Here is a 25808-nt window from a genome sequence, read left to right as displayed (position 1 = left end):
GGATCGAAGGCTGATTCAAGTTTTCTTCCATAAAAAAGAAGTTGCCTTCTTTACAAATTAACTCACGGATCAATAATTATATAACCTAAAGTTAGCTCTTCAAAGTCCAATGCCTGACTACCTCTTACGAGTAGTCAGGCATTGGACTTTAGCGTTAAGCCTATTTAAATATTGGGCTCGGCCAGGTAAACCTCAATAATTCGGGGCGTCATCGACACAATCCGAATACCTCCGTAGCGGTTCTGCTTCACCAGTCGGAATTGAAAGAGGTCACCTTGCTTGTAATTTTCAATTTCCGTGGTGGTAGCGACGGTATGCTCCCAGAAGGTTTCGAAATTACTAGGCCGGCCTTTCACCCAAGTCTCCATCTGAGCGGCTGTATACTCGCTTTTATTGAACCAGGTTTGTTCCAGCATACTTGTGTTACCCACCACGTGGGTCAGCTGACTCCACATATCATAGACCGATGCCAATGTATTGTTGTGATACAGATTGAAGTCCGTCTTGTAGGTGGTTGTAGCTGAAGTATTGTTGAGGTAGTTAAAACTATAGGGTGTCCCTGTAGAAACTGAAAACATCGTTGGGATCTGGTTGGGACTGGTCCCTGCTGGGTAGGTCGGCCAGGTAATTCGCCAGGCGCGGCATCGGGTATGAGCAAAAAGATCATTAGCTGGTACATAAACCTGTTGGATAATGGTTGGCTGGGGCAACGTCTGCCCACCCGACTTGTTACCTTCGATACCCTGTCGGGCTGATGCCTCGCTGGTAGGCATTGTTGCTGGCTGAGGGGTAATAGCCTGCTCTTTACAACTACAAAGTGCAATCAGACAAAAAAATAGGATGCCACTTAAGTTTTTCATAGTACTGGTTTGATTTAAAAAATGCAATGGATGTGATTGATTTTGATAGGACAAAGTTGGCGGATAGGAGTAGGGCTAATCTATACGAACAAGTTTGTATTTTGCTTCTGGCAATTCCCCGGACTGCTTTATCCCGAAACTGTCAGTAGAAAAACGGTTTTAGGCGTTTTTAATCGGGAAATAACCTTCTGAGTTACCCGTCACAATTCATGACTACACGACGAACATTTCTTAAAAACGCTGGTGGTTCAGTCGCGCTGGCCAGTTTAGCGCCAGCCATTACGTCTGTTGCCGCTCCCAATCGCGACAAAGCAGCCGCCGAGGATTTATTTAAGCTGGGCATGGCGGGGTTCACGTTTGTCAATTTCAACCTCGACCAGTCGCTGGAAATGATGCGGAAAGTTGATGTACGTTATCTGTGTATCAAAGATTTCCATCTTCCGCTCAACAGCAACGAAGAACAGATTAATGCCTTTCACGAGAAGCTGAAGCAATCGAACGTAACGGGTTATGCCGTCGGCCCTATCTACATGAAAACAAAAGAAGAAATCGACAACGGATTTGCGTATGCGAAGCGCGTCGGTGTAAAGCTTATTGTAGGCGTGCCCAATGAAGATTTGTTGCCGTTGATCGATAAAAAGGTAAAGGAATATGACATGCGCTATGCCATTCACATTCACGGACCGGATATTAAGCTCTGGCCAAATGCGAAGTCCGTAATCGATGCGGTGAAAGACCTGGACCCACGTATCGGCCTCTGTTTCGATATGGGACACGATGCCCGTTTCGGCGATGACCCCATTGCTGACCTGGAGAAATACGCCAAACGTATTTTCGACATCCACCTGAAGAACGTAACGGCAGCCGCGAAAGATGGAAAAACCTGTGAACTGAGCCGGGGAGTCATTGATATTCCCGCTTTCGTAGGAATGCTACGTAAAATCAAATACGACGGCAGTTGTAGCCTCGAATACGAAAAAGACATGAAAGATCCGCTGGCGGGAATTGCCGAATCAGTCGGTTATTTTAAAGGCGTTTGCGATGCCACGAAATCTGGCAAACGGAAGGCATGATTGTAGTGATGCGTAATGAACGATGAGTGATAAGTTGGCTGCGTACTCAAACCTGCTGCTGTTAGCCGACCTATCATTCATCGTTCATTACTCATCGTTCATCTCATTTATCACTTTTAAAAAGTCATGGATAACTCACGGAGAGAGTTTATTAAGAAGGCTGCTTTAGGTACGGCCAGTATCAGCATAGGCGGAATGGGTATGCCAGCCAAAAGCTACGCCAAAATCATTGGTGCTAACGAACGCCTGAACGTAGCAATCGCTGGCTTAGGCCGACGTTTAGGCGCTTATTATGAACCAATTGGTAAAAAAGAAAGTAACGTAGAACTGGTGTATCTATGCGACGTAATGAAAAAGCAGCGGGAGTCGGCGGTGCAGAAATTTTCAAAGCACATTACGTACACGCCAAAGCTGGAAAACGACATCCGCAAAGTCATAGCCGATAAGAATGTGGACGTACTGTTCAACGCTACGCCCGACCACTGGCATGCGCCCGGTACGTGGCTGGCGGTGCAGGGAGGGAAGCACGTTTACGTAGAAAAACCGTGTAGCCACAACCCCCGCGAAGGTGAAATCCTGACTGAACTTCAGAAAAGATCAGGAAAAGTTATCCAGATGGGTAACCAGCAGCGCTCGTCGGCGGAATCAATTGATATCATCGGACAGATTCATAATGGGGTGATCGGGAAGCCGTTTAAGGCGGTTGCGTTTTATGCAAGTGCCCGTGGCGAAGTACCCCATCAAAAAAAAGCACCCGTTCCGGATGGGCTTGACTGGGATCTGTTTCAAGGGCCCGCTCCTCGTCGGGAATACACCTCCGAAACCTGGGATTATAACTGGCACTGGTACGGCTGGACGTATGGCACCGCCGAAGCAGGTAACAACGCTACGCATGAACTGGACGTAGCACGCTGGGCATTGCAGGTCGAGTATCCTGAATTCGTGTCTGTGGAAGCTGCCAAGCGGTATTTTGTGGAAGATGGCTGGGAAATGTACGATACAATGGATGCTACGTTCCGTTTTCCAGGCGATAAAATCATCAAGTGGGACGGTAATAGTCGCAACGGGCAAAAAACGTTCGGCAGTGACCGGGGAACGTACATTTACGGTACCAACGGTACGGTGTACGTTGACCGAGACGGGTATACACTCTATTCCCGTGAGGGTAAGGTTGTCAAAGACAGCAAAGCGAAAGGAAGCGAAGCGGGTACGGCGCTTGGCGGTGGGGGCGATATGACGACAAGGCACGTAATGAATTTCTTCGAAGCCATCCGTGGCAAGGAAAAACAGGCATCTCCCATTGCCGAAGGAGCCAAAAGTACGCTCCTTTGCCACCTGGCAAACATTGCTTTCCGGACTAAAAAATCATTTGCGGTCGATACCAAAAACGGCCACATCAAAGACGCTGAAGCCATGAAGTTTTGGAGTCGGCAATATGAGAAGGGCTGGGAACCTCCTTTCTGAACCGGGATTTAACTGATTTCAGGATTTACACGATTTTGATTTTTCTGTATAATGCGAGAGCCGGAATTAACAGATTCCGGCTCTCGTTTATTATGCTTTTTGCTGGTTATAGATCAGCGATGGCTTTATTGATTTCGTCTTTTGTTTTGCCCGTTTTTTGCTGGACTTTACCCCACATTTCGTCTTCTTTACCTTCTTCGTAGGTCAGATCGTCGTCGGTGAGGTCGCCGTAGGCTTGTTTGATTTTACCTTTCAGTTCGTTCCAGCCTCCTTTAATTGTGGTCTCGTTCATGGCAGTAAGTTTTTAAAACGTTGATTGATTTCTGTAATCTTCCTGATTACGTAAATAGAACTATGCCGTGACCGAATTGTTTTCTGCTATGTGCTGAATAATACGTTTGGAGTCAATATTGAGTTGATAAAGTATACCCGTTACGGGGACCGTAAAGCCTAGAAAGTAAATGCCACGTAGCGCGGGATCATTGAACCATAAATTCTTAGGGAAACCCCGATCATCCAGAATTTTTTCGGATAATTTATCCGTAAAAAAAGTAGTGAGTCCCGGTCGGTAGCCAGTTGCCAGAATTATGGCATCGAACGGAAGTTCTCGCCCGTCGGTGAACGTAACGGTTTTCGCATTGATCTGGCTAATACCCGGCAAAACCCCGATGGTTCCCGCTTTTATCTGGTCAAGAGTGCCGATGTCAATAACAGGGGTTTTTCCCCGACGACTGTAATAGGTAGGTGCATGAGCTGGTTTACCAAGACCATAGGACGATACGTCGCCCACTGTTAATTTTTGGGAAATCGTTGCCAGAATATCACAAAGCCAGTTCGGGAGTTTGCCCAGCAGTATAGCCGTTGTCTGGACCGGTCGGCCAAATATCTCCCGCCGAATTAAATTAATCGTGCTACGTACTGAAATAAACGGTCTGGCTCCGTTTTCCAGCAGATCAAGAGCGAGTTCAGCGCCAGTATTGCCCATGCCCACAATCAGTACGTTTTCGTCTCGAAACGGGGCGCCATTTCGGTACTCGTAGCTATGCCAGATAACGCCCCGGAAATTACGCTGACCCGGCAAATCCACTACGTTCGGAACCCGATTATAACCAGTGGCCATAATTACTCGTTCGGCCAGGAACGTATCGGTTTCGGTATCCACCTGCCAACCTTCCGACGTACCATCGGCCAACGTAACACGTTGAATACGTAGCACTTTCTGGTTCAGAAGAGGTTTTATGCCAAAATGTTCGGCGTAGCGTTCGAGATATTCCACAAACTCCAGCCGTGATACGTATTGCGGATAACTGGACGGAAACGGAAAATGGGGTAGGGCCGAAAATTTTTTCACTGTATGCAGGTGCAGCCGATCGTAATGATTGCGCCAGCTTAGACCAATATGTTCACTCGCTTCCAGCACTGTAAATGGAAGTTTCAGCTGAGCCAACTGCCCTGCCATCGCTAACCCCGCCGGCCCGGCTCCGATGATTAACGTTGAATGCATAACAACGCTATAACTCACTTTATTCTCGTCCAGGTTTGGGTTTTGCCAAAGAGCGAAATGCCAACATAGCCACGAACCTGTAATGTATTGGCGTCTTGCAGCGTCATTTTACAGTTGTACTCTTTGCCATCTTCGGGATTATAGATTTTACCATCGCTCCAGACATTGTCGCCATCGTATTTAAAATTGTACATCAGAACCATGTTCATCAGTGGACGCGACCGTTTCGACACGTCGGTATTTCGGCTATCAGTTTTGGGTTTGCCGGTGGCAGGGTCATTAGGTTCGCTGATCCAGATGAGTTTTCCAAAATACGTACCCCCTTGTTTGTAGATTTGAATATGCCCCTTTTTGGTCCCATTGAGCCAGGTGCCGACTACCGCTTCGGAGTCGGTCTTGGGAGCGAAAGCCGTCAGCGACAGGAGGAGCGCAAACACGGGCAATACATAGCGAATTGTTTTCATGAATGTTTAGGAATTAAAAGAAATCAGTCATTCTAATGTACAAACGTAAATAAAATCTGAACCGGGATTTAGCTGATTTATGGATTTTTAGGATTTTGTTTCCTTCTTTGAAACTTTGAAATGTATAGATTAAACGCAAAATCCTGAAAATCCATAAATCAGCTAAATTCCGGTTCAGATTTTATGTTCAAACGCGACCCCAACCGCAGTTATCCAACCGAAACAGAATCACGAATGATTATTCGTTTCCAGGACTGCGATCCACTACAACACCTCAATAACGCCAAATACTTCGATTATTATTTTAACGCCCGTGAAGATCAGGTGGCTAAGCTCTATGATTTTAGTCCTGGCCAGTTATTTCGGGAGCTGAAAACGAGTTGGGTTGTTTACCAACATCAGATTGCCTACGTCCGACCGGCGCTGGTGAGCGAATGGGTACGTATCAAATCGCGCCTGATTTACTTTAATGATGACACGACCGTAACCGAGTACATCATGACCGACGATGGGAAAACCCACTTGAAAAATGTACTATGGGTTACGTCGAAATATGTGAGTATTGTGACTGGTAAACGTATTCCGCACGATGAAAAGGTAACAGGATTGCTGGAAACCATTTTGGTGCCGCATATAGATTTCCTAAACCTTAACTTCAACGACCGAATCCGCGAAATCAAAAACCAGGTCATAACTAATGGATAATGCAGAATGAATAGTGGATAATGAAGTGTTTGCATCAACTATCCAATCATTATTCATAATACGTATTTCAATTTTCATTAACTCTATGAAAATCTTCCAAAATCTGACCGTACGTGTACTGATTGCCATTACGTTAGGTATTCTGACTGGTTATTTTTTTCCGGAGACGGCTTCTAAACTCAGGCCGCTGGGCGAGCTGTTTATCAACCTGATCAAAATGGTCATTGCACCCATTATTTTTCTGACCATCGTGTTGGGAATCAGTAATATGGGCGATTTGAAAAAAGTGGGCAGAGTGGGAGGGAAGGCGCTTCTATATTTCGAAATTGTCACAACCGGCGCGCTTATCATTGGGCTGATACTGGCGAACGTGATACGTCCCGGTGATGGTGTGCAGACCAACGCCGTGAAAGGGGGCGACATCAGCAAATACACCGAACAAGGGGCGGGAATGGACTGGACCGAATTTTTTCTGCACATAGTACCGAGTAACGCTATAAAAGCATTTGCGGAGGGGGATATTTTGCAGGTACTGGTATTCTCGATTCTGTTCGGCATTGGGCTGACGCGCATGGGAGAATCAGGTAAGCCATTGATTCAGACCTTTGAACGTATCTCAAAAGTATTTTTCAATATTCTGAACGTAGTGATGGTACTGGCTCCGCTGGGTGCTTTTGGCGGGATGGCGTTCACGATTGGAAAGTATGGCCTCAGTACGTTGCTGCCGCTGGCAAAACTCATGGGGACGGTCTATGCAACCATGTTTCTGTTCATTTTTGTCGTGCTTGGCCTGTTGCTACGTTACTACAAAATCAGTCTGTGGGCTGTCCTGAAATTTATCAAGGAAGAGTTGTTGATTGTGCTTGGTACGTCGTCGTCGGAGTCGGCGCTACCCCAGATTATGGACAAACTGGAAACGCTCGGCTGTTCGCGTTCGGTAGTTGGACTAGTGATTCCGGCGGGCTATTCGTTTAACCTTGACGGGACGACCATTTATCTGGTGATGGCCACCGTTTTTCTGGCGCAGGTCTTTGGGGTCGACCTGACGCTGGGCCAGGAGTTGACCATCATTGGTATTCTGATGATTACCTCGAAAGGGGCTGCTGGCGTAACAGGTAGTGGCTTTATTGTATTGGCCAGTACGTTAACGGCCATCAAAGTGATTCCGGTGGAAGGGCTGGCTCTCCTGCTGGGTGTCGACCGATTTATGTCGGAAGCGCGTTCCATCACCAACATTATTGGCAATACCGTCGCCACGATTTTTATCGCCAACAATGAAAACGAGTTCGACCGCGAACGATATAATCAGGTTTTACGAAAGCAGAATAAGAACGAACTGGCGGAGTATAAGTATTGATAAACAGAACCTGATTCGTGATTTTGAGTAGCTTTTTGTCATTCTTTGTTCCCGCTCCGGCGGCCCGGTCAGAATGACAAAAACTTCCCTTCAATTTCTTTTAAGGTTAGGATGTGCTTTTGAGTTTTTGGAAATATTTAAATAAAAAATTAAACCTTTTCGTGGTAGGTTTTTCAAAGGGACAAATACAACCTGAAAAATTTTACTACCATGAAAAAGCTCCTGATGACAACCGCCCTGCTGGTTGTTCTGCTCGCCACCGGTGCATCGGCCCAACGTTACGGCTATCCCGACAATAATTATCCCCAACAACCGGGCTATGGTCAGCAGAATTACAATTATGATTACGACGATTACCAGTTCGATCGCCACCTCGACTGGTGGGATCGTGAATTGAATCTGTCTCGTCGGCAGGAGCGGGAAATCCGGCGTGTCCGCGACCGATTTAATCAGCAAACTCAGGGATTAGACGCTCGCAATCCTCGTCAGCGCGATTTCTTCCGGCAAGCTCGTCAGCGTGAATTTTTAGATATGATGGCCGTACTACGTCCGGATCAGCGCGACCGTGTCATCGAACGGATGCGTCCTTACGAACGTACCGCCGGACGTGGTCGTGGCAACGGTCGAGGGTACGATAATGGACGTGGGTACGACCGAAATCCTTATGGCTATTGAGCAAGAGAAGGGAGTGGTGAAAACAGCTGGCCAATTGGCTGGCTGTTTTTTTATGCAATCAAACGTAACACATTTCCATTCGTCATTTTGTATATCCGTCTGTGCAACAAAGCATTGTATAAGTTGTCTTTCTTTTGTACTTTTCGAGGAAACTCATTTCGCAAAACTCTATGTTCAATCATCAACGAATCAAGCAAATGGGCGTTTTGCTGGCCGCCGTTGCAACAACATCTCTGGCCCAGCCTTCGCCTTCGCAACCTAAAATGTCTCAGAATCCTTTTTTAGTACCCTACGTAACACCGCACAAGACGGCCCCCTTCGATAAAATCCAGAACGCCGATTATTTGCCCGCTCTCACCGAAGGACTGTCTCTGGGTCGTAAAGATATCGATGCCATCGTCAACAATCCGGCGAAACCAACGTTCGAAAATACCATTGTCGCACTGGAAGATGCCGGCGATTTGCTGGGTAAGGTTACGTCTGTGCTGTTCAATCTGAATAGTGCTGAAACCTCGCCGGAGCTTCAGAAAATTGTGAAAGAAGCGTCACCCATGCTCAGTGAGTATCGAAACGACATTACCTTAAACGAAAAACTATTTGCCCGAATTAAAGCGGTATACGAGCAACGTAGCAGCCTGAAACTCGATCCGGAAAGCGCTATGCTGCTCGAAAAATCGTATAAACGGTTTTCGCGTAACGGTGCCAATCTGGATGCCAAAGGCAAAGAGCGGTTACGTGCTCTCGATAAAGAACTGTCGCAACTGTCGCTGCAATTTGGTGAGAACGCACTGAACGAAACCAATGAATTCGTGATGGTTATCACGGATGAGAAAGAGTTGGCGGGTCTGCCCGATTTTGCGCGTGAAGCGGCCAAATCCACCGCCAAGCAAAAAGGAAAAGAAGGCTGGGCCTTTACATTACAAGCTCCCAGCTACGGCCCATTCATGCAATATGCCGACAACCGCGATCTGCGGAAGAAATTGTACATGGCCTACAATAGCCGTGGTTTTCAGGGAAATAAGAATGATAACTCGGCCATTATCCAGAAGATGGTGAACCTGAGGTATGAGCGGGCCAATCTGCTGGGCTATAAAACCCACGCCGATTTTATCCTTGAAGAAAGCATGGCCGGTTCGCGAGATAAGGTGCAGGGTTTCCTGAACGAACTCGTTACGTATGCACGCCCGGCTGCCGAGCGCCAACTGCTCGAACTGACCACCTACGCGAAAGGGCACGGTTTTACCGATGAAAAATTGCAGGTCTGGGACAACAGCTATTACGCTGAAAAGCTTAAAAAAGAAAAATACGATCTCGACGATGAAACGCTGAAGCCGTATTTCAAACTGGAGAACGTATTGAACGGCGTATTTACCGTTGCTAACAAGCTGTATGGTGTTACGTTCAAGGAGCGTAAAGACATTCCGGTCTACAACCCCGAAGTAAAAACGTTCGACGTATTCGACAAAGACGGGAAGTTCCTGGCGGTGTTCTACGGCGATTATTTCCCACGTCCCGGCAAACGTAGTGGTGCCTGGATGAACAACGTACAGGGCCAGAAAATCGAGCATGGCGAGAACATTCGGCCACACGTAGTGAACGTTTGTAATTTCACCCGTCCAACTGATACAAAGCCTTCATTACTAACTTTTTACGAAGTCACTACGTTGTTTCACGAGTTCGGTCATGGGCTGCACGGCATGCTGGCCAATGGAAAATACGAAAGCCTGAGCGGAACCAGCGTTCCCCGTGATTTTGTAGAACTGCCTTCGCAGGTGATGGAAAACTGGTGTTACGATCCCGAAGCTTTAAAACTGTTCGCCAAACATTATCAGACGGGTGAAGTGATTCCGAACGAGCTCATCGAAAAAATTCGGGCCAGCCAGAACTTCCTGGCAGGTATGGCCAACCTGCGTCAACTGCGCTTAGGACTGATTGACATGTACTATCACGGCAATAAGCCGAACGGCGAAAGCGTGTCTGACGTAGAGAATAAAGTTGACTCAGTTGCTAATCTGTTTCCACGGGTTCAGGGCATAGCCGTTAGCCCATCGTTCTCGCACATCTTTGCTGGTGGTTATTCGGCGGGATATTACAGCTACAAATGGAGCGAAGTGCTTGATGCGGATGCGTTTGAGTTCTTCAAGGAAAAAGGTGGTCTGGAAAACAAAGCAGCCGCTGACAGTTTCCGTAAGAACGTACTGGAAAAAGGCGGCACCGAAAAGCCGATGGAACTTTACAAAAAATTCCGGGGGCGTGAACCATCACCTAAAGCCATGCTGCGACGTAGCGGTTTAATACTCTAAAACAAATCGGGCGACTCAATTGAGTCGCCCGATTTGTTTTTAACCACTGTTGACATAGAGCCTGTTTTTGTCATGCTGAGGCACGAAGCATCTTAAACTGTCCAAATGTATTAAGTAGGAAACCCTAAGATGCTTCGTGCCTCAGCCTGACAAAAATGACTAATATAGTGAAGTAGATTACTTTGTCTGCTGTTGAATCCAGTTGGCTATTTCGGCGAGGGCAACCGGCGAAAAGGTTTGTTCTATACTCCCGTATTCGGCTGGTAATCCTGTCTTACTTTCCTGAAATAAATGATTCAGACCGGGTAATACCTTGGTTGTTACGTGCTTGTTGCCTGCTTTGGCTAGCGCATTACGTATGGCCGTAAGATTGAGCTCGGCTGGAACCTGCAAATCGTTGGCACCATTTAAAGCTAGTACCGGGATTTTCACCTTCGTTAACGTAACAGCCGGATCATATCGCATAAAATACTGCAACCACGGACTTGCGAGCTGGGCTACCTGCGCTTTGATATGTTCGTCCGACCCTGCCGACGTATCAGGCATGACTTTTTTCAGGTAGTTGGTTAAGGTGCGTTTCAGTGAGTCCGTATTGGTCGATTGAGTGATGATGTTATAGGCTACTTTGTTGTCCGCAAGGATTTTCTGTAATGCCGAGTCACTAACACCCGATGCTTTGCCGATGAGTTCCTGTTGTTTCAATAAGAGTTGGTCGCCGGGAATGCCCGTTCCGGCCAGCAGTACAAGAAAACCGACGTCTTTCGATTGTTGAGCCACCATTGGAGCAATCAGGCCGCCTTCACTGTGCCCAATCAGGCCGATGTGTTTTGGGTTAATTTCTTTTCGCCCTTTCAGGAACGTAACGGCGGCTAATACGTCCGTGGCAAAATCGGCCGACGTAGCCATTTGAAAATTACCTTTCGAATCCGCTACGCCCCGGTCATCATAACGTAGCACGGCGATTCCATTTCGGGTCAAATAATCGGCCAGCACCAGAAACGGTTTATGATCGAGTAATTCTTCATTTCGGTTTTGCGGACCACTGCCCGTTATAAGTACCACCGCCGGAAAATTTCCCTCCTTTTTAGGAAGCGTCAACGTACCGGCCAGGGTAATGTTTGCTGTTGGATTCTCGAACGTAACGTCTTCAGAATGATACGGATAAGGCTTGGCTGGTTCCTGCGGGCGAATGGCCGCTTTCTTCTCGATTTCTTTCTTCGATAGGGTCAAGGGTAGCGAAAAACCACCCTGTTTGAACGTACCGACTATACTGTCGCCTTTGAGTTCGCCGGTATAGTCGATGGAGAGGTTTTTTAAGGTAATTGTCAGCTTTGGATTCTCAAAGGTTGTCGACGTAGCAGGAATCCCTTTTGCGCCCTGGTCGGGGCTATCCATGGTGGCTGAATAGCTGTTGTCGGTTTTCGAAATATTAAAAACGAGACGTAACTGTTGATTTCCCGGAATGCGTAAAGCCCCAAACCATTGTCCGGCGATAGGCTGGCCATGAGCCGAAAAGGTTGTTAAAGAAATAAGTAAAAGCAGAAGTATATTTCTCATACTAGTTGTTATGTTTTTCAAAGTCGGCTGAGCACGTAGTAGCACAATAGTACAATAAGTTCATTACAGTTATTGCTACGTAGCAAAGATTGATGGATAATGGTACAGGCTTTATTTGGCCAATCAGTTGTAGGTGAACAGGTTCAGGAATTATTCGATAACCAGTCAATAATTGCGTTCGAATACGCCTGGCTAACTTGGTTTTTGAGTGTATTTTTCGGCACTTTTACCCCCCTATTTTTGTTCTTGTTTTGTATCAAAATTCATAAAAATGCCAAACTGGTTTCTCGGAAAAATCCGCTATCAGCAGCCCATTGACGATTCGAATGTCGGCAGCCGTAATGAAGAATTTATCAAGCAAAAGACGGTAACGGAAGCCTATCTGGTGGATGCCGTTAGTTATACCGACGCTGAAACCCGCCTGTATCAGGAAATTGCGGCCAACACGCCTGATTTTGAGATTACGAACATCAACCGCATGAAGCTGGCCGATGTATTTCATAATGAAGACGGTGGCGAAACCTGGTTTAAAGTAAAAGCGCTTTACATTACCGAGGATGAACGTACCGGCAAACAAAAGAAAACACCGAGCATGATGCTCGTGAATGCCGAAAATGCAAAACAAGCCTACGAGCGCGTTGAGCAAAGCCTCAGAACTGCCCTCGACCCGTTCGAAATCACCGACGTAAACATCACGAAAATTCTGGACATTTTTCCGTATTCGGAAGAATCTTCCCGCAATCTGCGCCCCCTCAGTGAACTGGTAAGTCCCGAACCGGAAGCGATTTAATAAATAGTCCTGCAGCAAAATGGGAATTGAGGTACGAAAATTGCAACTGAATTTTTCGTGCCTCATTTCCCATTTTTACATTATTCACTAGTACGCTTTACATAATTCGGGCCGTTGGGTTGGGTTTCCTTGCATCGAGCCTCCTGAATTGCGGATATTTGCTCCTATGAAACGTACTCTGTTCCAGGTGTTCAACGTAGTGATGGCCGTAGTGGTACTGCTCAGCAGTACTGGCTTCGGGCTGATTGAACATTCGTGCCAGATGCGGGGCAAGAAAAAAACGATGGTGGTTGCCTTCTCCGACGTAAAACCGCCTAAATCATGCGCTACGCATAAGAAAACGATACCGACAGATCAGACCACAATTCAGCGAGACGAGTGTTGTCAGGATAATCAGTATTACGAAAACGTAGACGTATCGTCGTCGCTGAGTCAATTAGCGGCCAAATGCATCAAGGCCGTTAGTGAGCCGGTTGCTACAGGGATTGTTACGTTACTAGCCTGGGTAATCGACTGGATATTTGCGGAAACGCTGGTTTCAGCCGCTATTTTCTCTCCACCCTTATTACTTTGCGGGCGCGATATTCTGACGCTTGTACAGTGTCTTCTAATTTGATACGTTGATTTTGAGGGATTTGCTGGTGATTTATTCACGAGCGTAAACTATCTTTTACAAAATCAACGAACACATGCGTTATTTTCTCTTATGGATTGCCCTGACAGCTATGCTACCAGCCTGGGCGCAATCCGATTCAATAAAAACAGCTACCAGTCAGCCTGATACGTTACGTACAGTGATACGTAACGTTCGGGGGAGTGTGGCCGAACTAGTCAAAAACAAACGGGTGCCGCTGGTAGGGGCTACAGTGCTGTGGCTCGGTACCCGATCGGGGGGCATAACCGGGGCCGATGGCCGATTTCGGGTGCCATTTCATCCTACGGTACGTCAGTTAGTTGTCAGCTATGTTGGCTTCCAGTCTGATACAGTGACTGTTGCTCCTTCTGCTACCGAACTTACGCTAACACTACGTGCCGAACGAACTCTACAGGAGGTCACGGTTTCAGGCTCACCAGGCAAAATTGATCAGATTAATCCCATTCATACTGAATTTATTACACAACGAACGCTGGCAAAAGCCGCCTGCTGCAACCTCTCCGAAAGTTTCGAAACAAATGCATCCGTCAGCGTATCATTTAGTGATGCCGTAACGGGGGCCAAACAAATTCAGTTTCTGGGCTTGGGTGGTCAGTACGTACAAACCAACGTCGAAAACATTCCGACCATTCGGGGGCTGGCCACTACGTTCGGTTTGAGCTACATACCCGGCACCTGGATTACAAGCATCGATGTGGGCAAAGGGGCCGGGTCGGTGGTGAACGGGTACGAGTCGATGAGTGGCCAGATGAACGTAGAGCTTCAGAAATCCGATGCAACGGACAAGCTGTTTCTGAATGGCTACGTCAATAGTTTCGGTCGGGTCGAAGGCAACGCCAACTGGTCGAAACCACTGGGTAAAAAATGGAGCGTTGGCCTGCTTGGACACGCCAGTACGTTACGTTCGGAACTGGATCAGAACAACGACGGATTCCGCGATTTGCCGCTTTATACGCAGGTTAACGCTGTTAACCGCTATAAATACAGCAGTGAGCGGGTCATGGCGCAGGTGGGCGTAAAGGCTTTGTATGAGGATCGCGACGGTGGTCAACTCAGTCGGTTAGGAAACTTGCGGTATCAGTTTGGGAACGTAACGAAACGGCTGGAATTTTTCTCGAAAATCGCAAAACTATACCCTGAAAAACCGTACAAAGGATTAGCCTTTGTCGTGAACGGCGTGCACCATGACCAAACTGCCAACTTCGGTTTTGCGCCCTATAATGGTCGCCAGCAGACGTTCTACGCCAATCTGATTTACCAGAGTATTATCGGCAATACGAACAATAGTTTTAAAGCCGGGCTGAGTTATCTGCTCGACGATTACAACGAATTGTATCGTACCATAAAACTGCTTCGGACGGAGTCGGTGCCGGGAGCGTTTGTGGAATATACATACACTTACCCCGAAAAACTGACGCTGGTGCTCGGTGGGCGGGTTGATTTTCATAACCTTTTTGGCGCCCAGTTCACACCCAGAGCGCACCTCAAATACAACCTGAGTCAGAATATGACGTTACGCGCATCGGCGGGGCGAGGGTTTCGGGCCGCTAATCCATTTGCCGAAAACTTCGGTTATCTGGTTAGTTCGCGGTTTGTGGTACTGACAAAACCGGTGCAATTTGAGTCATCCTGGAATTACGGACTCAGTCTTACCAACGACTTTAATTTGTTGGGGAAGAAAGCGTCCTTAGTAGTGGATTACTATCGTACCGATTTTCAGAATCAACTCATCGTCGATATTGAGCACCCTGGTGAGCTTTTCTTCTATAACCTGAATGAAACCGGAATAAAGGGACGCTCGTTTGCCAACAGTTTTCAGGCGGAGTTGAACGTACAGCCGGCCAAACGAGTGGAAATAAAAGCTGCTTACCGTTTGTTCGACGTGCAGCAAAGTATGGGCGGACCTTTTGGGGAACAACGGCTGCTGCCCCGCATGATGATCAGCCGCGACCGGGTTTTAGTGAATGCGGCATATGCATTGCCGTACGACAAATGGAAAATCGATGCTACGTTGCAATGGAATGGACCAAGGCGAATTCCGTACATGCGTGAGGGCTACGTACATACAACGTATCAGGCGATGCCCACCGAGATAGCCCCCAGCTTTTACAATCTAAACGCACAGGTGAGTCGGGCTTTCCGCAGCGGCTGGGAAGTGTATCTGGGTGGCGAAAACCTGACCGGTTTCCGGCAGACTAACCCGATTGTGGCGGCCAGCGATCCATTTAGCGCCCGGTTCGATGCGGGCGCGCAGGTGTGGGGGCCTATAACGGGCCGGATGGTGTATGCAGGTTTTCGTTTCAAACCACAAAACTGATTACTACGTATGACAACCCTCCTCATCCGGAATATGGTGTGTGATCGCTGCCGACGTGTGGTGCGCGAAGAACTTGAAAAATTGGGACTTACCCTGGAGAAAGTGGATTTAGGCGTGGTAAACGTGACCAAATGGCCCGAAAATCTGTCAACAGAAAAGGTGCAACGAACACTTCAGGAAAACGGGTTCGATTTGGTTGCCGATAAGAAGCAGTCGCTGGTGGAGCACATCAAAATTTTGCTCATCAACGAGGTACAACACCTCAAAGGCGAGCGGCTTTCTTCCGAAAACTATTCAACCTTTCTGGAGCGGAAGCTGGGCTATGAATATTCATATCTGAGCAGCCTGTTTTCGGCCAGTGAAGGGCATACGCTGGAGAAATACATCATTGCGCTGAAGATTGAAAAGGTGAAAGAATGGCTGCGCTACGATGAACTGGCGCTCAGCGAAATAGCCTGGCGTTTGAGTTACAGCAGTGTACAGCATCTGTCGAATCAGTTCAGGCAGGTGACCGGCTATACACCCGGACAGTTCCGCAAACTGACAAACGTTCAGCGGCTGGGCCTGGATGATATAAAGGGAAACTGAACGCCTGTCTATTGGTGGTGTTAACGTATTATAATCGATACGTATTGAGTTGACATTCAGTTAATTCCTATGTCACTACGAAAGATTTTCTATCGGCTGTTACGTGTCTTCGGTGTTACGTTGCTGAATAAGCCGCAGACCGATGCTTTTCTGGAACCTTATTTAATCAGGCTAAGCCCACCGATAGATGTTTTTCTGCCGAACGTATTCAACCAGTCAGTGACGCCAACGCGCATGTTCCAGCGGCAAAACGCCACTACGTTCCCGGCGTATGTCTGGCGTTGTACGGGGCCATCGCAAACCATCCGGCAACTGGCTTATGGAGGGGTGTTGTTCGACAGACATCTATTGTGCGTTGATTTCGACAATTATCACCTGGTAAAAAATTTTCTTACGCCCCCCAAACGGGATCAGGTGCAGCGAACGTCCGTAATTGTTCCGTTTACGCATCATCTGGATGGCGTCATATTGGGTGGCTATTATGATTTTGTGATTCTGGTAGCGGCCAAATTGTGCCGCATCAAAGAAGCGATGGGGGCGGATTTTGCCGAAGCGGTGGTGTCTTACCCGCATTTTAAAACGGCTTACGAGCGCGATTTTCTGGAATTAATCGGCTTCACTCCTGACCGTATTTTCGACAGCCGTCGGACGGAGATTCAATTTGAACAATGCCTGATGGGCAACAGTGGGCATTGGTTTTATCCCCATCCTGACGACATTATGGCGTTGAAAAAACAGGTCGAAGGAAAACTCAATATTACCCAAACGCAGCGCAATCGCATCTATGTCAGCCGGTCGGGGCGTCGGCGGATTGCTAATGAGGATGCACTCATCAAACTGCTGAAAAAGTATGATTTTCAGATAATTGATGACAGACCCCGAACAGTGGCCGAACAGGTGAGCATATATAAAAATGCCTCCTATATTATCGGTCCCCACGGCGCTTCGTTCACCAACATCATCTGGTGTGAACCCGGTACGCATCTGTTTGAGTTGTTCTCGTCGAAATACATCGTCGACCATTTTTTCTACCTCTCTCAGTTGATGGGCATTAACTATACGGCCTATCACCATGTGATTCAATTTGGGCAAGTCCATCATGATGTCGAGGAAGACATTTTCGTGTCAATCGCTGATATTGAAAAAATTCTGGAACAGACATTTCTGCCGCTGCCCAGCTTCGATTAGCATCTTATAAACCTCGCCGGGAATTATGTAAAAACTCTATCGGCTATGCGTGGTTATTTTGCTAGACCAACGGTGGTCAGTAAAACTCAACCTTATATGGAATCGATGAATCACGCCCACGCCCACGTAGACACCTGTTTTTCGTGTGTTGAAGCCTGCGAACGTTGCCTGACAGCCTGTCTGGAAATGGGCGATAAAGATGGAAAAGGCCACGACATGACGGCCTGTATTAAGCTCTGTCGCGACTGCGTCGATTTCTGTTCGCTCTGCGGACGACTGGATGCAAGAGGTTCTGAATTCTCCCGCGATTTTATGGTACTCTGTGCCGAAGTATGCGAAGCCTGCGCCGACGAATGTGATAAACACGCCGATCATCATGCACACTGTAAGGCTTGTGCTGAAGCTTGCCGCAAGTGCGCAGAAGAATGCCGGTCAATGTCGGCCAGTGCATAATAATGAGTAATGGACAATGCAAGCGTTACGATAACCAACCCATTCTTCATTAAACATTAGCCATTAACGTAACAAGCTAATGAACAGAATCTTATTCGTGTTGTTGCTTGGACTTGGGAGCATATCCCGGGGCCAGCATCAGCACCATGAGCCAAAAACTTCACCCCAAAAAAAGGTCGCTAAATCGAAAGCCGATTCAGTATCATCCATGCATCATTCGATGCATCACGAAATTGGGGAGATGATGGGTGAAAATGGGGCAGGAGCTAGGCTGAACTATGGCCTGACGATGGATACCAGCATGGGTATGACCCACAGTTTATCGCGGTATTTGCCAATGAATCGTAACGGTTCCGGTACGTCGTGGCATCCAGACAACACGCCCATGTATGCCTACATGAATCACTCGAAACAGAAAGGCTGGAGTTTCATGCTGCATTACGCCGTATTTCTGCGCTATACCCGCCAGAACGGAATTAATCCAGATAAACGAGGGTATGGTCAGCAGTTTGGCGCTCCGAATTGGGTAATGGGCATGGCGCAACGGAAAGTAGGCCAGCGTGGATTGTTTCAGGTACGTGCCATGCTATCGCTCGACCCGCTGACCGTTGGTAATGGTGGCTATCCGTTGCTGTTTCAGACGGGCGAAAGCTATAAAGGGCAGCCGCTAATTGATAAACAACACCCCCACGATTTTCTGTCTGAGTTGTCGGTGAGTTATAATCATGCGTTCAGCAGGGACGTTGATGTGTATGGCTACGTAGGTTATCCGGGCGAACCGGCCCTTGGTCCGCCAGCGTTTATGCATCGGATTTCGGCTTTCAATATGCCAGCTGCGCCGTTGGGACACCATTGGCAGGATGCAACCCATATCCTGTTTGGCGTAGCTACGGTGGGTTTTCGTTACAAATGGGCTAAGGTAGAGGCTTCTTCTTTCACGGGGCGCGAACCGGACGAAAACCGATATAATTTCGACAAACCTCGATTCGACAGTTATTCGTATCGGCTTTCGATAAATCCCTCGCCTTCGCTGGCCGTGCAATTTTCGCAGGGATTTATCAAAAGTCCGGAAGATTTACACGCCCATGAGAACGTAACACGTACTACGGCATCGGTTTTGCATAGTAAAGCGGTAGGACCGAACCGCTACGTTACGTCGGCTTTTGTGTGGGGACGTAATAGTCACGATGGCGAAGGAGAGAATTCATTTCTGGCCGAAAGCAGCCTGCAATGGAACAAACTGGCTGTTTATAGTCGATTTGAAAACGTTGGAAAGACGCCAAACGAGTTAGCGATTATAGATCCGGGCTTCGGTGGAATACCTGCTAACGCAGCGCTGATTATCAACAACATAACCCTCGGTATGAACTATCGGATTGCCCAGGCTCACAATACTGATCTTGTGTTGGGTGCTCAATTTACGGGCAGTGTACCTGACAAACTGCTGGTATCATTGTACGGGAAAATGCCATTATCGGGCGAGGTTTACCTACGACTGACGCCAAGCCTGATGACGATGCGCAGTATGCATCGGATGGGACATGGACGAATGGAGAAAATGTAGAAAAGAAGTTGCACCATTTAGAATAAATTTACGTTATCAGTTCACAATTAACCAGTTACCGTCATGCTACGTAACCTATTCCTGACCGGTTTAACCACACTTGTACTGCTCAGTAATGCTTTTGCTACGTCATCCTTTAATGATGATAAAGACAAAGAAGTAAAAATTAAAACGTCGGCCGTCTGTGGGATGTGCAAAGCCCGTATCGAACGAAATCTGGGCTTTGAAAAAGGAGTCAAAGAAGCTACGCTGGACGTTAAATCCAAAGTGGTGACCATTAAATACAACCCGGCTAAAACCGACGTAACGAAATTGAAAGCCAACATCAGCAAAACAGGCTACGATGCCGATGAGTTGGTAGCTGATGAAGCTGGCTATAACAAATTGCCTAGCTGCTGCAAGAAAGATGGTGGCTCAAACCACCAATAATCGATAGCTATTGCCTATACACAGAACAGCCCGGAATCAGTTGGTTCCGGGCTGTTCTGTGTATACGTAGTACTGGCTAACGTGGTGAAAAATTGATGATGATACGTCGCTTTCCATCTGCGTCTGGACGTTCAATTAGTATAGTCTCAATCTCAATATCCTTCCGTTTTAGGATATCTTTCACGTATTTTTTGTCTTTGGTTGGCTGGGCGTTCAGCACATACGTAACACTATTTTCCGGATAATTGAACAGATCTGATTGTAACGTAGTAAACGACTTGCCCTGTGCTGGAGCGTAATCAATGATTTCTTTGGAAGCTGGCTTTATCTGCTGATACGTTGGAAAGGTATTCGGAGCCTTCTTTTCCTGCCCGTACGCACGTAGCGAGAACATAAGTAGCGCTAATAACGTAGTGAAGACCTTCATAATCAATATATTTTGTTGGTGATTTACCAGAAGCGAAATCACTCGTTGTGTTACTGCCAGACGATTCTACAAACTATTATTTGGTTGGAAATACCTTTCTTTGTCAATGAACTGGCCAAAACTGAGATTACTGAAACTTGCAGCGTGTTTATTGCTGGGGTTGTTACTAGTTGTCACTCAATCACCCGCACAGACGACGAATAAGAACAAAGAAAAGTACAAATATCTACTTTACGTACCTGAAAAATATGCTTCTCAATCGACAGACTATCCGTTGGTGATTTACCTGCACGGAAGCTCACATCGGGGGCAGGACCTGAATAAATTAAAAAGGTATGGCTTACCACAAGTGGTCGAAAAAGGGCAAACGTTTGAATTTATTATCGCGTCGCCCCAGTGCCCGGATGGGAAATCCTGGTCGACCGATAACTGGCTTGAACCTTTGCTTGATGAACTGAAAACCAACTATCGCATTGATACCCAACGCATTTATCTGACGGGGATTAGTATGGGTGGCTACGGTACCTGGCAAACCGCCGTTGAATACCCTGATACGTTTGCAGCCATCGTGCCCCTCTGTGGCGGTTGTGACGATTCGACGCAAATCTGCCGAATCAAAAAGCTACCTGTCTGGACGTTTCACGGCGCAGCCGATAACGTAATACCCATTTCTGAAACCGAACAGCTCGTAAAACGTCTGGCAGAATGTGGAAATCAGGTAACATTTACCCGCCTGGAACAGGATGGACATGGTATTCAGTATCTCTACGAAAACAAGTCGATTTATGAGTGGCTGCTAAAACAACATCGGTGAGATAGCGATTAACTAATTTTCAGCCAGCCATGACGTACGAAAACTCGCTTGCCTTTGCCCAACACCTCGATCAGACTGATCCGCTACGTTCCTTTCGCGACCGGTTTCATATCCCCCAACGCGAAGGGAAACCGATGATATATTTCTGCGGAAATTCGTTGGGACTACAGCCGAAAATAGCACGGGTAGTATTGGAACAGGAACTTGCTACGTGGCAAAATATGGGCGTAGAAGGTTGGTTTGACCGGTCGAAAAGTCCAGCGTCAGAAGCTGCCGATGAGCCGTGGTTACGTTACCACGCTACGTGTAAAGATGCGCTGGCCGACATAGTAGGAGGGAAGCCTTCAGAGGTTTGCCCGATGAATGCGCTGACTATCAACCTGCATCTGCTGCTGGCGTCATTTTACCGGCCTGGTGTGGATTCGCCCGGCGTGGATTCGGCTAAACCGGCGAAAAAATATAAAATTCTGACAATCAAAGGCGATTTTCCGTCAGATCAATACGCGTTGGAAACGCACATCAAACACCGTGGTTTAAAGCCAGCGGACGTACTGATTGAAGTAGCTCCACGTACTGACGAGTCGTCGTTAGGGCTTATTCATACGACAGATATTCAGCACGCCATTGCTGAGCATGCAGATTCGCTGGCACTGATCTGGATGAGTGGCCTGAATTATTATACAGGTCAGGTTTATAACATGGCCGCCATTGCTCAAACAGCTCAACAACATTGTGTTCCGGTTGGGTTTGACCTGGCTCATGCGATTGGCAACGTACCACTACGTCTCCACGATTGGGGTGTCGATTTTGCTACGTGGTGTTCATACAAGTATCTGAATAGTGGCCCGGGTGCTGTATCGGGCGTGTATATTCATGAAAAACACCATACTCAAAATCTTCCCAGACTAGCGGGCTGGTGGGGATATCGAGAAGACGAGCGATTTGCCATGACACCCGGTTTTTTACCCGCGCCCGGTGCCGACGGCTGGCAGGTAAGTACGCCTACTATTCTGTCTTTAGCCCTGCATCGCGCGGCACTTTCCATCACAGCAGAAGCGGGTATTACCGCACTACGTCAGAAAAGTGAACAGCTAACCGGCTTTCTGGAATACGTATTAACTCCCTTTTCGGATATTCAAATTCTCACGCCCTACGACCCCAACCAACGTGGCTGTCAGCTGTCGTTACTGGTCCGAAAAAACGGAAAATCGTTGTTTAATTACCTCACCGAGCAGGGTATTATCGGCGACTGGCGCGAACCCGATTGCATTCGACTGGCTCCTACACCCTTATACAATACGTTCGAGGAAGTCTGGCGACTGGGTCAGATTTGTCATGAGGCTTTTGGAAAAACGAAGTAAGTATATAAAGTTAAAGCGCAGTAGTTTCTTTACCTAAACAACACTATAACGGCACAATTCTACCACATTACTACGTAGCAGAATTGACAAAAGCGATATTCCGCTTTAACCCTTCCAGTTTGGTACGTTTCACCGCCGACCGGCGAAAAATCTCCCGAAAAACATCTTCAGTTATTTCGAGCCAATCGTTTTTTGTGAACGTAGTGAGTTCGGGATTAGGAATGAAATCGGCTGTCTGATGGGGACGGGCAAATCGGTTCCAGGGGCAGACGTCCTGGCAGATATCGCAGCCAAAAATCCAGTTGTCGAACTTCCCCCGAACATCTTCCGGGATCGCTTCTTTCAATTCAATTGTAAAATAGGAAATGCATTTACTACCATCCACTACGTATGGAGCCACAATGGCGTCGGTTGGGCAGGCGTCGATGCAGCGCGTACACGTCCCACAGTAATCGGTGATAGGTCCGTCGGGCTCCAGTTCAAGGTCGAGAATCAGTTCACCGATGAAAAAGAAGGACCCGATATCGCGGTTGATCAGATTTGTATGTTTTCCTACCCAACCCAGTCCAGCCCGTTTCGCCCAGGCTTTATCCATAACCGGTGCTGAATCGACAAAGGCCCGGCCCCCAACTTCGCCAATCTCATCATGGATGAAAGCTAATAATTCTTTCAGTTTGTCTTTAATGACAAAGTGATAATCAGCTCCGTAAGCGTATTTAGAGATTTTTAGATCATCGTTACGTTCCGGCAGTTTTTCCTCAGGATAATAATTCAGTAGCACCGTAATTACTGATTTTGCATCATCGACCAATAGCCGTGGATCGAGCCGTTTATCGAAGTGATTGGCCATATAGTTCATCTGGCCGTGCATACCGTTTTTGAGCCAGTTTTCCAGTAGGGGCGCTTCTTCCTCCAGAAAATCAGCTTTAGCCACACCACAAAAGTCAAAACCAATTTCAGTGGCTTTAGCCTTAATAAGTTGAGTATAGTGGTGAGCAGGCGCGTGCACGAGGGATGAAGGATATCTTCTTTATCCACTGAAACGACTAAAGCCATTTTTTAAATCCTGGAAATCGTTTTAAATCCATAAATCAACTAAATCCAGGTTAAAATAGTGTCAACTTGTCAGGAAATGCGGTTTTGGCCGGTCTTTTGCCCATCTTTGCATATGAATTTCTGGAAGCGAAATAGAAGCTCATCAATGGAAAATAAAGACATTTTGGACGAACAAGCGTCTGCCGATACGCAACAACCTGACAACCTGACAACCGACGACGCCATCAACATCAACGGCGGAGAGCCTGAAGAAATGGCTGATGTTGAGGTAACGGATGACGTAGTAGCTGATACTGAAACAGCTCCAGCCGATACGAAAAAAGTTGGTAGTGAATTAGCCGAACTGAAAGATAAATATCTCCGTTTATACGCTGATTTTGAGAATTTTCGCCGACGTACAGCGAAGGAAAAATTAGACCTGATCAGCAACGCCAACGAAGGCTTGTTACAGGCACTGATTCCGGTAGTTGACGATTTCGAAAGGGCTATGCAGTCAATCGATACTACTGACGACATAACGGCGGTGAAAGAAGGTATTACGTTGATTTACAACAAATTTTTCAAAACGCTGGAAAACAAGGGCCTCAAGCCAATGACCTCAAAAGGAGAGTCGTTCAACGCCGACCTGCATGAGTCGGTTACCCAATTTCCAGCACCTAGCGAGGATATGAAAGGTAAAGTCATCGAAGAAATCGAAAAAGGCTATTACCTGAATGATAAAGTTATCCGGTTTGCAAAAGTGATAGTAGGCAGTTAATTGCGAAAGAGTGAATGAGCGAAAGACCGGGCCGCCGGAGCGGTGAATATCATCCGGCGGCCCGGTCTTTCGCTCATTCACTCTTTCGCACTTTTAATATATGGCAACGAAGCGCGATTATTACGAAATTTTAGGGGTTGACAAGAACGTATCGGCGGAGGATTTGAAGAAGGCCTATCGGAAGATGGCTATCAAGTACCACCCCGATAAAAACCCCAATGACCCCACCGCTGAGGAAAAATTTAAGGAAGCGGCCGAGGCCTACGACGTATTGAACGACCCGCAGAAAAAAGCTCGGTACGATCAGTTCGGGCACGCAGGCATGAGTGGAGCGGCTGGCGGCTATGGTGCTGGTGGTCCGACCATGGATGATATTTTCAGTCAGTTTGGCGACGTATTTGGCGATGATTCACCCTTTGGAAGTTTCTTCCGGGGCGCTAATGGGGGCGGAGGCCGTCAGCGTGTCCGGAGAGGATCTGATCTACGTATCAAACTGAAACTCAATCTCCAGGAAGTTGCCAATGGCGTTGAGAAAAAAATTAAAGTTAAGCGGCACGTAACGTGTAACACCTGCGGAGGTAACGGCTCCAAAAATGGGACCGCCGTGCAAACCTGCTCGACCTGTAACGGAACCGGCCAAACCCGTAAGGTGGTGAATACCATGTTAGGTCAGATGGTATCGACCAGTACGTGTCCGACCTGTAATGGCGAAGGAAAACTGGTAACCGACCGTTGTGAAGCTTGTTTTGGCGAAGGTCGTGTGTTGCAGGAAGACGTAATACCAATCAAAATTCCGGCGGGTGTCGCCGAAGGAATTCAATTGTCGGTAGGCGGCAAAGGGAACGTACCACCGCGAGGAGGTGTAGCTGGCGACCTGCTTATTGTGATTGAAGAGGAAGAAGACACCGAACTCAAACGCGATGGTAACAACGTAGTATTTGACCTCTACGTCAACTTTGTGGATGCCGCCATCGGCATGAGCGTTGAAGTTCCTACCATCGATGGTAAGGCACGTATCACCCTGGAACCCGGTACGCAAAGTGGTAAAATACTACGTCTAAAAGGAAAAGGTATTAAGGAGTTAAACGGGTACGGTCGTGGTGACGAATTGGTACATGTAAACGTCTGGACGCCCAAGGCACTTTCGTCGGAAGAGCGGGCTTTGTTGGAAAAGTTACGTCATTCACCTAACTTTCAACCCAAACCAAACAAAAATGAAAAAGGATTCTTCGACAAAATGAAGGACTTTTTTCATGGATAAATATTCGAACAAATTTACTCAAGATATTTCGTTGAAACGGTTAGGTAATTATGGCCTTGTGGTGTAATGGATAGCATGACGGTCTTCGGAACCGTTCGTCGGGGTTCGAGTCCCTGCAGGGCCACTTAATGAGTCGTATAACCTACTATTAATCAATTGATTATAGTAGGTTTTTTATTTAACGAC

At 47.2% G+C, this 25808-nt stretch carries 25 protein-coding genes and 1 tRNA gene; 19 read left to right on the top strand and 7 right to left on the bottom strand.

Annotated elements, in window-relative coordinates:
• Nucleotides 1-164: 164 nt before the first annotated feature.
• Nucleotides 165-860 (bottom strand): hypothetical protein, encoded by a 696-nt coding sequence (locus IC229_RS13575; RefSeq protein WP_223833980.1) that lies wholly within the window; start codon nt 858-860, stop codon nt 165-167.
• 209 nt (nt 861-1069) lie between these two features.
• Here IC229_RS13575 and IC229_RS13570 point away from each other — a divergent pair, with 209 nt between their 5' ends.
• Both IC229_RS13570 and IC229_RS13565 read left to right on the top strand, forming a co-directional pair.
• Complete coding sequence (locus tag IC229_RS13570) at nt 1070-1933, top strand: sugar phosphate isomerase/epimerase family protein (protein WP_190887518.1); 864 nt, start codon at nt 1070-1072, stop codon at nt 1931-1933.
• Between the two features lie 126 nt (nt 1934-2059).
• Nucleotides 2060-3397 (top strand): Gfo/Idh/MocA family protein, encoded by a 1338-nt coding sequence (locus IC229_RS13565; protein WP_190887517.1) that lies wholly within the window; start codon nt 2060-2062, stop codon nt 3395-3397.
• 106 nt (nt 3398-3503) lie between these two features.
• On the opposite strand, the gene IC229_RS13560 is transcribed toward IC229_RS13565, so the two are convergent.
• The 3 genes from IC229_RS13560 to IC229_RS13550 are packed head-to-tail and all read right to left on the bottom strand — an operon-like array spanning nt 3504 to nt 5365.
• Nucleotides 3504-3689, bottom strand: coding sequence for a CsbD family protein (locus IC229_RS13560; RefSeq protein ID WP_190887516.1), 186 nt, complete (start codon nt 3687-3689; stop codon nt 3504-3506).
• Between the two features lie 60 nt (nt 3690-3749).
• On the bottom strand, nt 3750-4901 hold the full coding sequence (locus IC229_RS13555; RefSeq protein WP_190887515.1) for a flavin-containing monooxygenase: 1152 nt from the start codon (nt 4899-4901) through the stop codon (nt 3750-3752).
• Nucleotides 4902-4915: 14 nt separating this feature from the next.
• Nucleotides 4916-5365 (bottom strand): DUF2147 domain-containing protein, encoded by a 450-nt coding sequence (locus tag IC229_RS13550; RefSeq protein WP_190887514.1) that lies wholly within the window; start codon nt 5363-5365, stop codon nt 4916-4918.
• Between the two features lie 183 nt (nt 5366-5548).
• Here IC229_RS13550 and IC229_RS13545 point away from each other — a divergent pair, with 183 nt between their 5' ends.
• The 4 genes from IC229_RS13545 to IC229_RS13530 all read left to right on the top strand — a co-directional run bounded on the left by IC229_RS13545 (nt 5549) and on the right by IC229_RS13530 (nt 10405).
• Complete coding sequence (locus IC229_RS13545; RefSeq protein WP_190887513.1) at nt 5549-6070, top strand: acyl-CoA thioesterase; 522 nt, start codon at nt 5549-5551, stop codon at nt 6068-6070.
• A gap of 85 nt (nt 6071-6155) precedes the next feature.
• Nucleotides 6156-7427 (top strand): dicarboxylate/amino acid:cation symporter, encoded by a 1272-nt coding sequence (locus tag IC229_RS13540; RefSeq protein WP_190887512.1) that lies wholly within the window; start codon nt 6156-6158, stop codon nt 7425-7427.
• A gap of 210 nt (nt 7428-7637) precedes the next feature.
• Nucleotides 7638-8102, top strand: coding sequence for a hypothetical protein (locus tag IC229_RS13535; protein WP_190887511.1), 465 nt, complete (start codon nt 7638-7640; stop codon nt 8100-8102).
• A 263-nt stretch (nt 8103-8365) separates the two neighbouring features.
• The gene (locus tag IC229_RS13530; RefSeq protein ID WP_223833989.1) at nt 8366-10405 is read left to right on the top strand and encodes a M3 family metallopeptidase; all 2040 of its coding nucleotides are present in this window, start codon (nt 8366-8368) and stop codon (nt 10403-10405) included.
• A gap of 177 nt (nt 10406-10582) precedes the next feature.
• Here the strand turns inward: IC229_RS13530 and IC229_RS13525 are convergent, their stop codons facing one another.
• Complete coding sequence (locus IC229_RS13525) at nt 10583-11962, bottom strand: alpha/beta hydrolase family protein (RefSeq protein WP_190887509.1); 1380 nt, start codon at nt 11960-11962, stop codon at nt 10583-10585.
• A gap of 271 nt (nt 11963-12233) precedes the next feature.
• On the opposite strand from IC229_RS13525, the gene IC229_RS13520 reads away from it, so the two are divergent.
• From IC229_RS13520 to IC229_RS13485, 8 genes are all read left to right on the top strand, one after another.
• On the top strand, nt 12234-12752 hold the full coding sequence (locus IC229_RS13520) for a DUF4494 domain-containing protein (protein WP_190887508.1): 519 nt from the start codon (nt 12234-12236) through the stop codon (nt 12750-12752).
• A gap of 166 nt (nt 12753-12918) precedes the next feature.
• Complete coding sequence (locus tag IC229_RS13515) at nt 12919-13368, top strand: HYC_CC_PP family protein (RefSeq protein ID WP_190887507.1); 450 nt, start codon at nt 12919-12921, stop codon at nt 13366-13368.
• 73 nt (nt 13369-13441) lie between these two features.
• Nucleotides 13442-15724 (top strand): TonB-dependent receptor, encoded by a 2283-nt coding sequence (locus IC229_RS13510; RefSeq protein WP_190887506.1) that lies wholly within the window; start codon nt 13442-13444, stop codon nt 15722-15724.
• A 9-nt stretch (nt 15725-15733) separates the two neighbouring features.
• Complete coding sequence (locus tag IC229_RS13505) at nt 15734-16312, top strand: helix-turn-helix domain-containing protein (protein WP_190887505.1); 579 nt, start codon at nt 15734-15736, stop codon at nt 16310-16312.
• 69 nt (nt 16313-16381) lie between these two features.
• The gene (locus tag IC229_RS13500) at nt 16382-17500 is read left to right on the top strand and encodes a glycosyltransferase family 61 protein (RefSeq protein ID WP_190887504.1); all 1119 of its coding nucleotides are present in this window, start codon (nt 16382-16384) and stop codon (nt 17498-17500) included.
• A gap of 45 nt (nt 17501-17545) precedes the next feature.
• Nucleotides 17546-17953: a four-helix bundle copper-binding protein gene (locus IC229_RS13495; RefSeq protein ID WP_394355938.1), complete on the top strand. Its 408-nt coding sequence runs from the start codon at nt 17546-17548 to the stop codon at nt 17951-17953.
• A 79-nt stretch (nt 17954-18032) separates the two neighbouring features.
• The gene (locus tag IC229_RS13490) at nt 18033-19517 is read left to right on the top strand and encodes a hypothetical protein (protein ID WP_190887503.1); all 1485 of its coding nucleotides are present in this window, start codon (nt 18033-18035) and stop codon (nt 19515-19517) included.
• Nucleotides 19518-19580: 63 nt separating this feature from the next.
• Entirely contained in the window at nt 19581-19946 is a 366-nt protein-coding gene (locus IC229_RS13485) for a heavy-metal-associated domain-containing protein (protein WP_190887502.1), read from the top strand.
• Nucleotides 19947-20022: 76 nt separating this feature from the next.
• Here IC229_RS13485 and IC229_RS13480 read toward each other — a convergent pair whose 3' ends face one another.
• Complete coding sequence (locus tag IC229_RS13480) at nt 20023-20373, bottom strand: hypothetical protein (protein ID WP_190887501.1); 351 nt, start codon at nt 20371-20373, stop codon at nt 20023-20025.
• 106 nt (nt 20374-20479) lie between these two features.
• Between IC229_RS13480 and IC229_RS13475 the strand changes: the two genes are divergently transcribed.
• The gene (locus IC229_RS13475; protein WP_190887500.1) at nt 20480-21187 is read left to right on the top strand and encodes a carboxylesterase family protein; all 708 of its coding nucleotides are present in this window, start codon (nt 20480-20482) and stop codon (nt 21185-21187) included.
• Nucleotides 21188-21216: 29 nt separating this feature from the next.
• Nucleotides 21217-22548, top strand: a complete 1332-nt coding sequence (kynU, locus tag IC229_RS13470; RefSeq protein WP_190887499.1) for a kynureninase — start codon at nt 21217-21219, stop codon at nt 22546-22548.
• A 70-nt stretch (nt 22549-22618) separates the two neighbouring features.
• On the opposite strand, the gene queG is transcribed toward kynU, so the two are convergent.
• Entirely contained in the window at nt 22619-23557 is a 939-nt protein-coding gene (gene queG, locus IC229_RS13465; RefSeq protein WP_190887498.1) for a tRNA epoxyqueuosine(34) reductase QueG, read from the bottom strand.
• A gap of 192 nt (nt 23558-23749) precedes the next feature.
• Here queG and IC229_RS13460 point away from each other — a divergent pair, with 192 nt between their 5' ends.
• The 3 genes from IC229_RS13460 (at nt 23750) to IC229_RS13450 (ending at nt 25746) form a co-directional block, all read left to right on the top strand.
• Entirely contained in the window at nt 23750-24361 is a 612-nt protein-coding gene (locus IC229_RS13460; RefSeq protein ID WP_190887497.1) for a nucleotide exchange factor GrpE, read from the top strand.
• 100 nt (nt 24362-24461) lie between these two features.
• The gene (gene dnaJ, locus IC229_RS13455) at nt 24462-25622 is read left to right on the top strand and encodes a molecular chaperone DnaJ (RefSeq protein WP_190887496.1); all 1161 of its coding nucleotides are present in this window, start codon (nt 24462-24464) and stop codon (nt 25620-25622) included.
• Between the two features lie 52 nt (nt 25623-25674).
• Nucleotides 25675-25746 (top strand) — tRNA-Arg (locus IC229_RS13450).
• The last annotated feature ends 62 nt before the right edge of the window (nt 25747-25808 follow it).

The organism is Spirosoma profusum (assembly GCF_014699005.1).
GTDB lineage: Bacteria > Bacteroidota > Bacteroidia > Cytophagales > Spirosomataceae > Spirosoma > Spirosoma profusum.
This window is presented reverse-complemented; position numbering and strand designations above follow the sequence as displayed.

Coding starts and splice junctions, on each gene's coding strand:
- IC229_RS13480 (WP_190887501.1), bottom strand. CDS start 20,373: ATGAAGGTCTTCACTACGTTATTAGCGCTACTTATGTTCTCGCTACGT.
- IC229_RS13515 (WP_190887507.1), top strand. CDS start 12,919: ATGAAACGTACTCTGTTCCAGGTGTTCAACGTAGTGATGGCCGTAGTG.
- IC229_RS13540 (WP_190887512.1), top strand. CDS start 6,156: ATGAAAATCTTCCAAAATCTGACCGTACGTGTACTGATTGCCATTACG.
- IC229_RS13560 (WP_190887516.1), bottom strand. CDS start 3,689: ATGAACGAGACCACAATTAAAGGAGGCTGGAACGAACTGAAAGGTAAA.
- IC229_RS13485 (WP_190887502.1), top strand. CDS start 19,581: ATGCTACGTAACCTATTCCTGACCGGTTTAACCACACTTGTACTGCTC.
- IC229_RS13490 (WP_190887503.1), top strand. CDS start 18,033: ATGAACAGAATCTTATTCGTGTTGTTGCTTGGACTTGGGAGCATATCC.
- IC229_RS13550 (WP_190887514.1), bottom strand. CDS start 5,365: ATGAAAACAATTCGCTATGTATTGCCCGTGTTTGCGCTCCTCCTGTCG.
- IC229_RS13460 (WP_190887497.1), top strand. CDS start 23,750: ATGGAAAATAAAGACATTTTGGACGAACAAGCGTCTGCCGATACGCAA.
- IC229_RS13570 (WP_190887518.1), top strand. CDS start 1,070: ATGACTACACGACGAACATTTCTTAAAAACGCTGGTGGTTCAGTCGCG.
- IC229_RS13575 (WP_223833980.1), bottom strand. CDS start 860: ATGAAAAACTTAAGTGGCATCCTATTTTTTTGTCTGATTGCACTTTGT.
- IC229_RS13565 (WP_190887517.1), top strand. CDS start 2,060: ATGGATAACTCACGGAGAGAGTTTATTAAGAAGGCTGCTTTAGGTACG.
- IC229_RS13475 (WP_190887500.1), top strand. CDS start 20,480: ATGAACTGGCCAAAACTGAGATTACTGAAACTTGCAGCGTGTTTATTG.
- IC229_RS13535 (WP_190887511.1), top strand. CDS start 7,638: ATGAAAAAGCTCCTGATGACAACCGCCCTGCTGGTTGTTCTGCTCGCC.
- dnaJ (WP_190887496.1), top strand. CDS start 24,462: ATGGCAACGAAGCGCGATTATTACGAAATTTTAGGGGTTGACAAGAAC.
- IC229_RS13510 (WP_190887506.1), top strand. CDS start 13,442: ATGCGTTATTTTCTCTTATGGATTGCCCTGACAGCTATGCTACCAGCC.
- IC229_RS13555 (WP_190887515.1), bottom strand. CDS start 4,901: ATGCATTCAACGTTAATCATCGGAGCCGGGCCGGCGGGGTTAGCGATG.
- IC229_RS13530 (WP_223833989.1), top strand. CDS start 8,366: ATGTCTCAGAATCCTTTTTTAGTACCCTACGTAACACCGCACAAGACG.
- IC229_RS13500 (WP_190887504.1), top strand. CDS start 16,382: ATGTCACTACGAAAGATTTTCTATCGGCTGTTACGTGTCTTCGGTGTT.
- kynU (WP_190887499.1), top strand. CDS start 21,217: ATGACGTACGAAAACTCGCTTGCCTTTGCCCAACACCTCGATCAGACT.
- IC229_RS13505 (WP_190887505.1), top strand. CDS start 15,734: ATGACAACCCTCCTCATCCGGAATATGGTGTGTGATCGCTGCCGACGT.
- IC229_RS13495 (WP_394355938.1), top strand. CDS start 17,546: ATGCGTGGTTATTTTGCTAGACCAACGGTGGTCAGTAAAACTCAACCT.
- IC229_RS13525 (WP_190887509.1), bottom strand. CDS start 11,962: ATGAGAAATATACTTCTGCTTTTACTTATTTCTTTAACAACCTTTTCG.
- IC229_RS13520 (WP_190887508.1), top strand. CDS start 12,234: ATGCCAAACTGGTTTCTCGGAAAAATCCGCTATCAGCAGCCCATTGAC.
- IC229_RS13545 (WP_190887513.1), top strand. CDS start 5,549: ATGTTCAAACGCGACCCCAACCGCAGTTATCCAACCGAAACAGAATCA.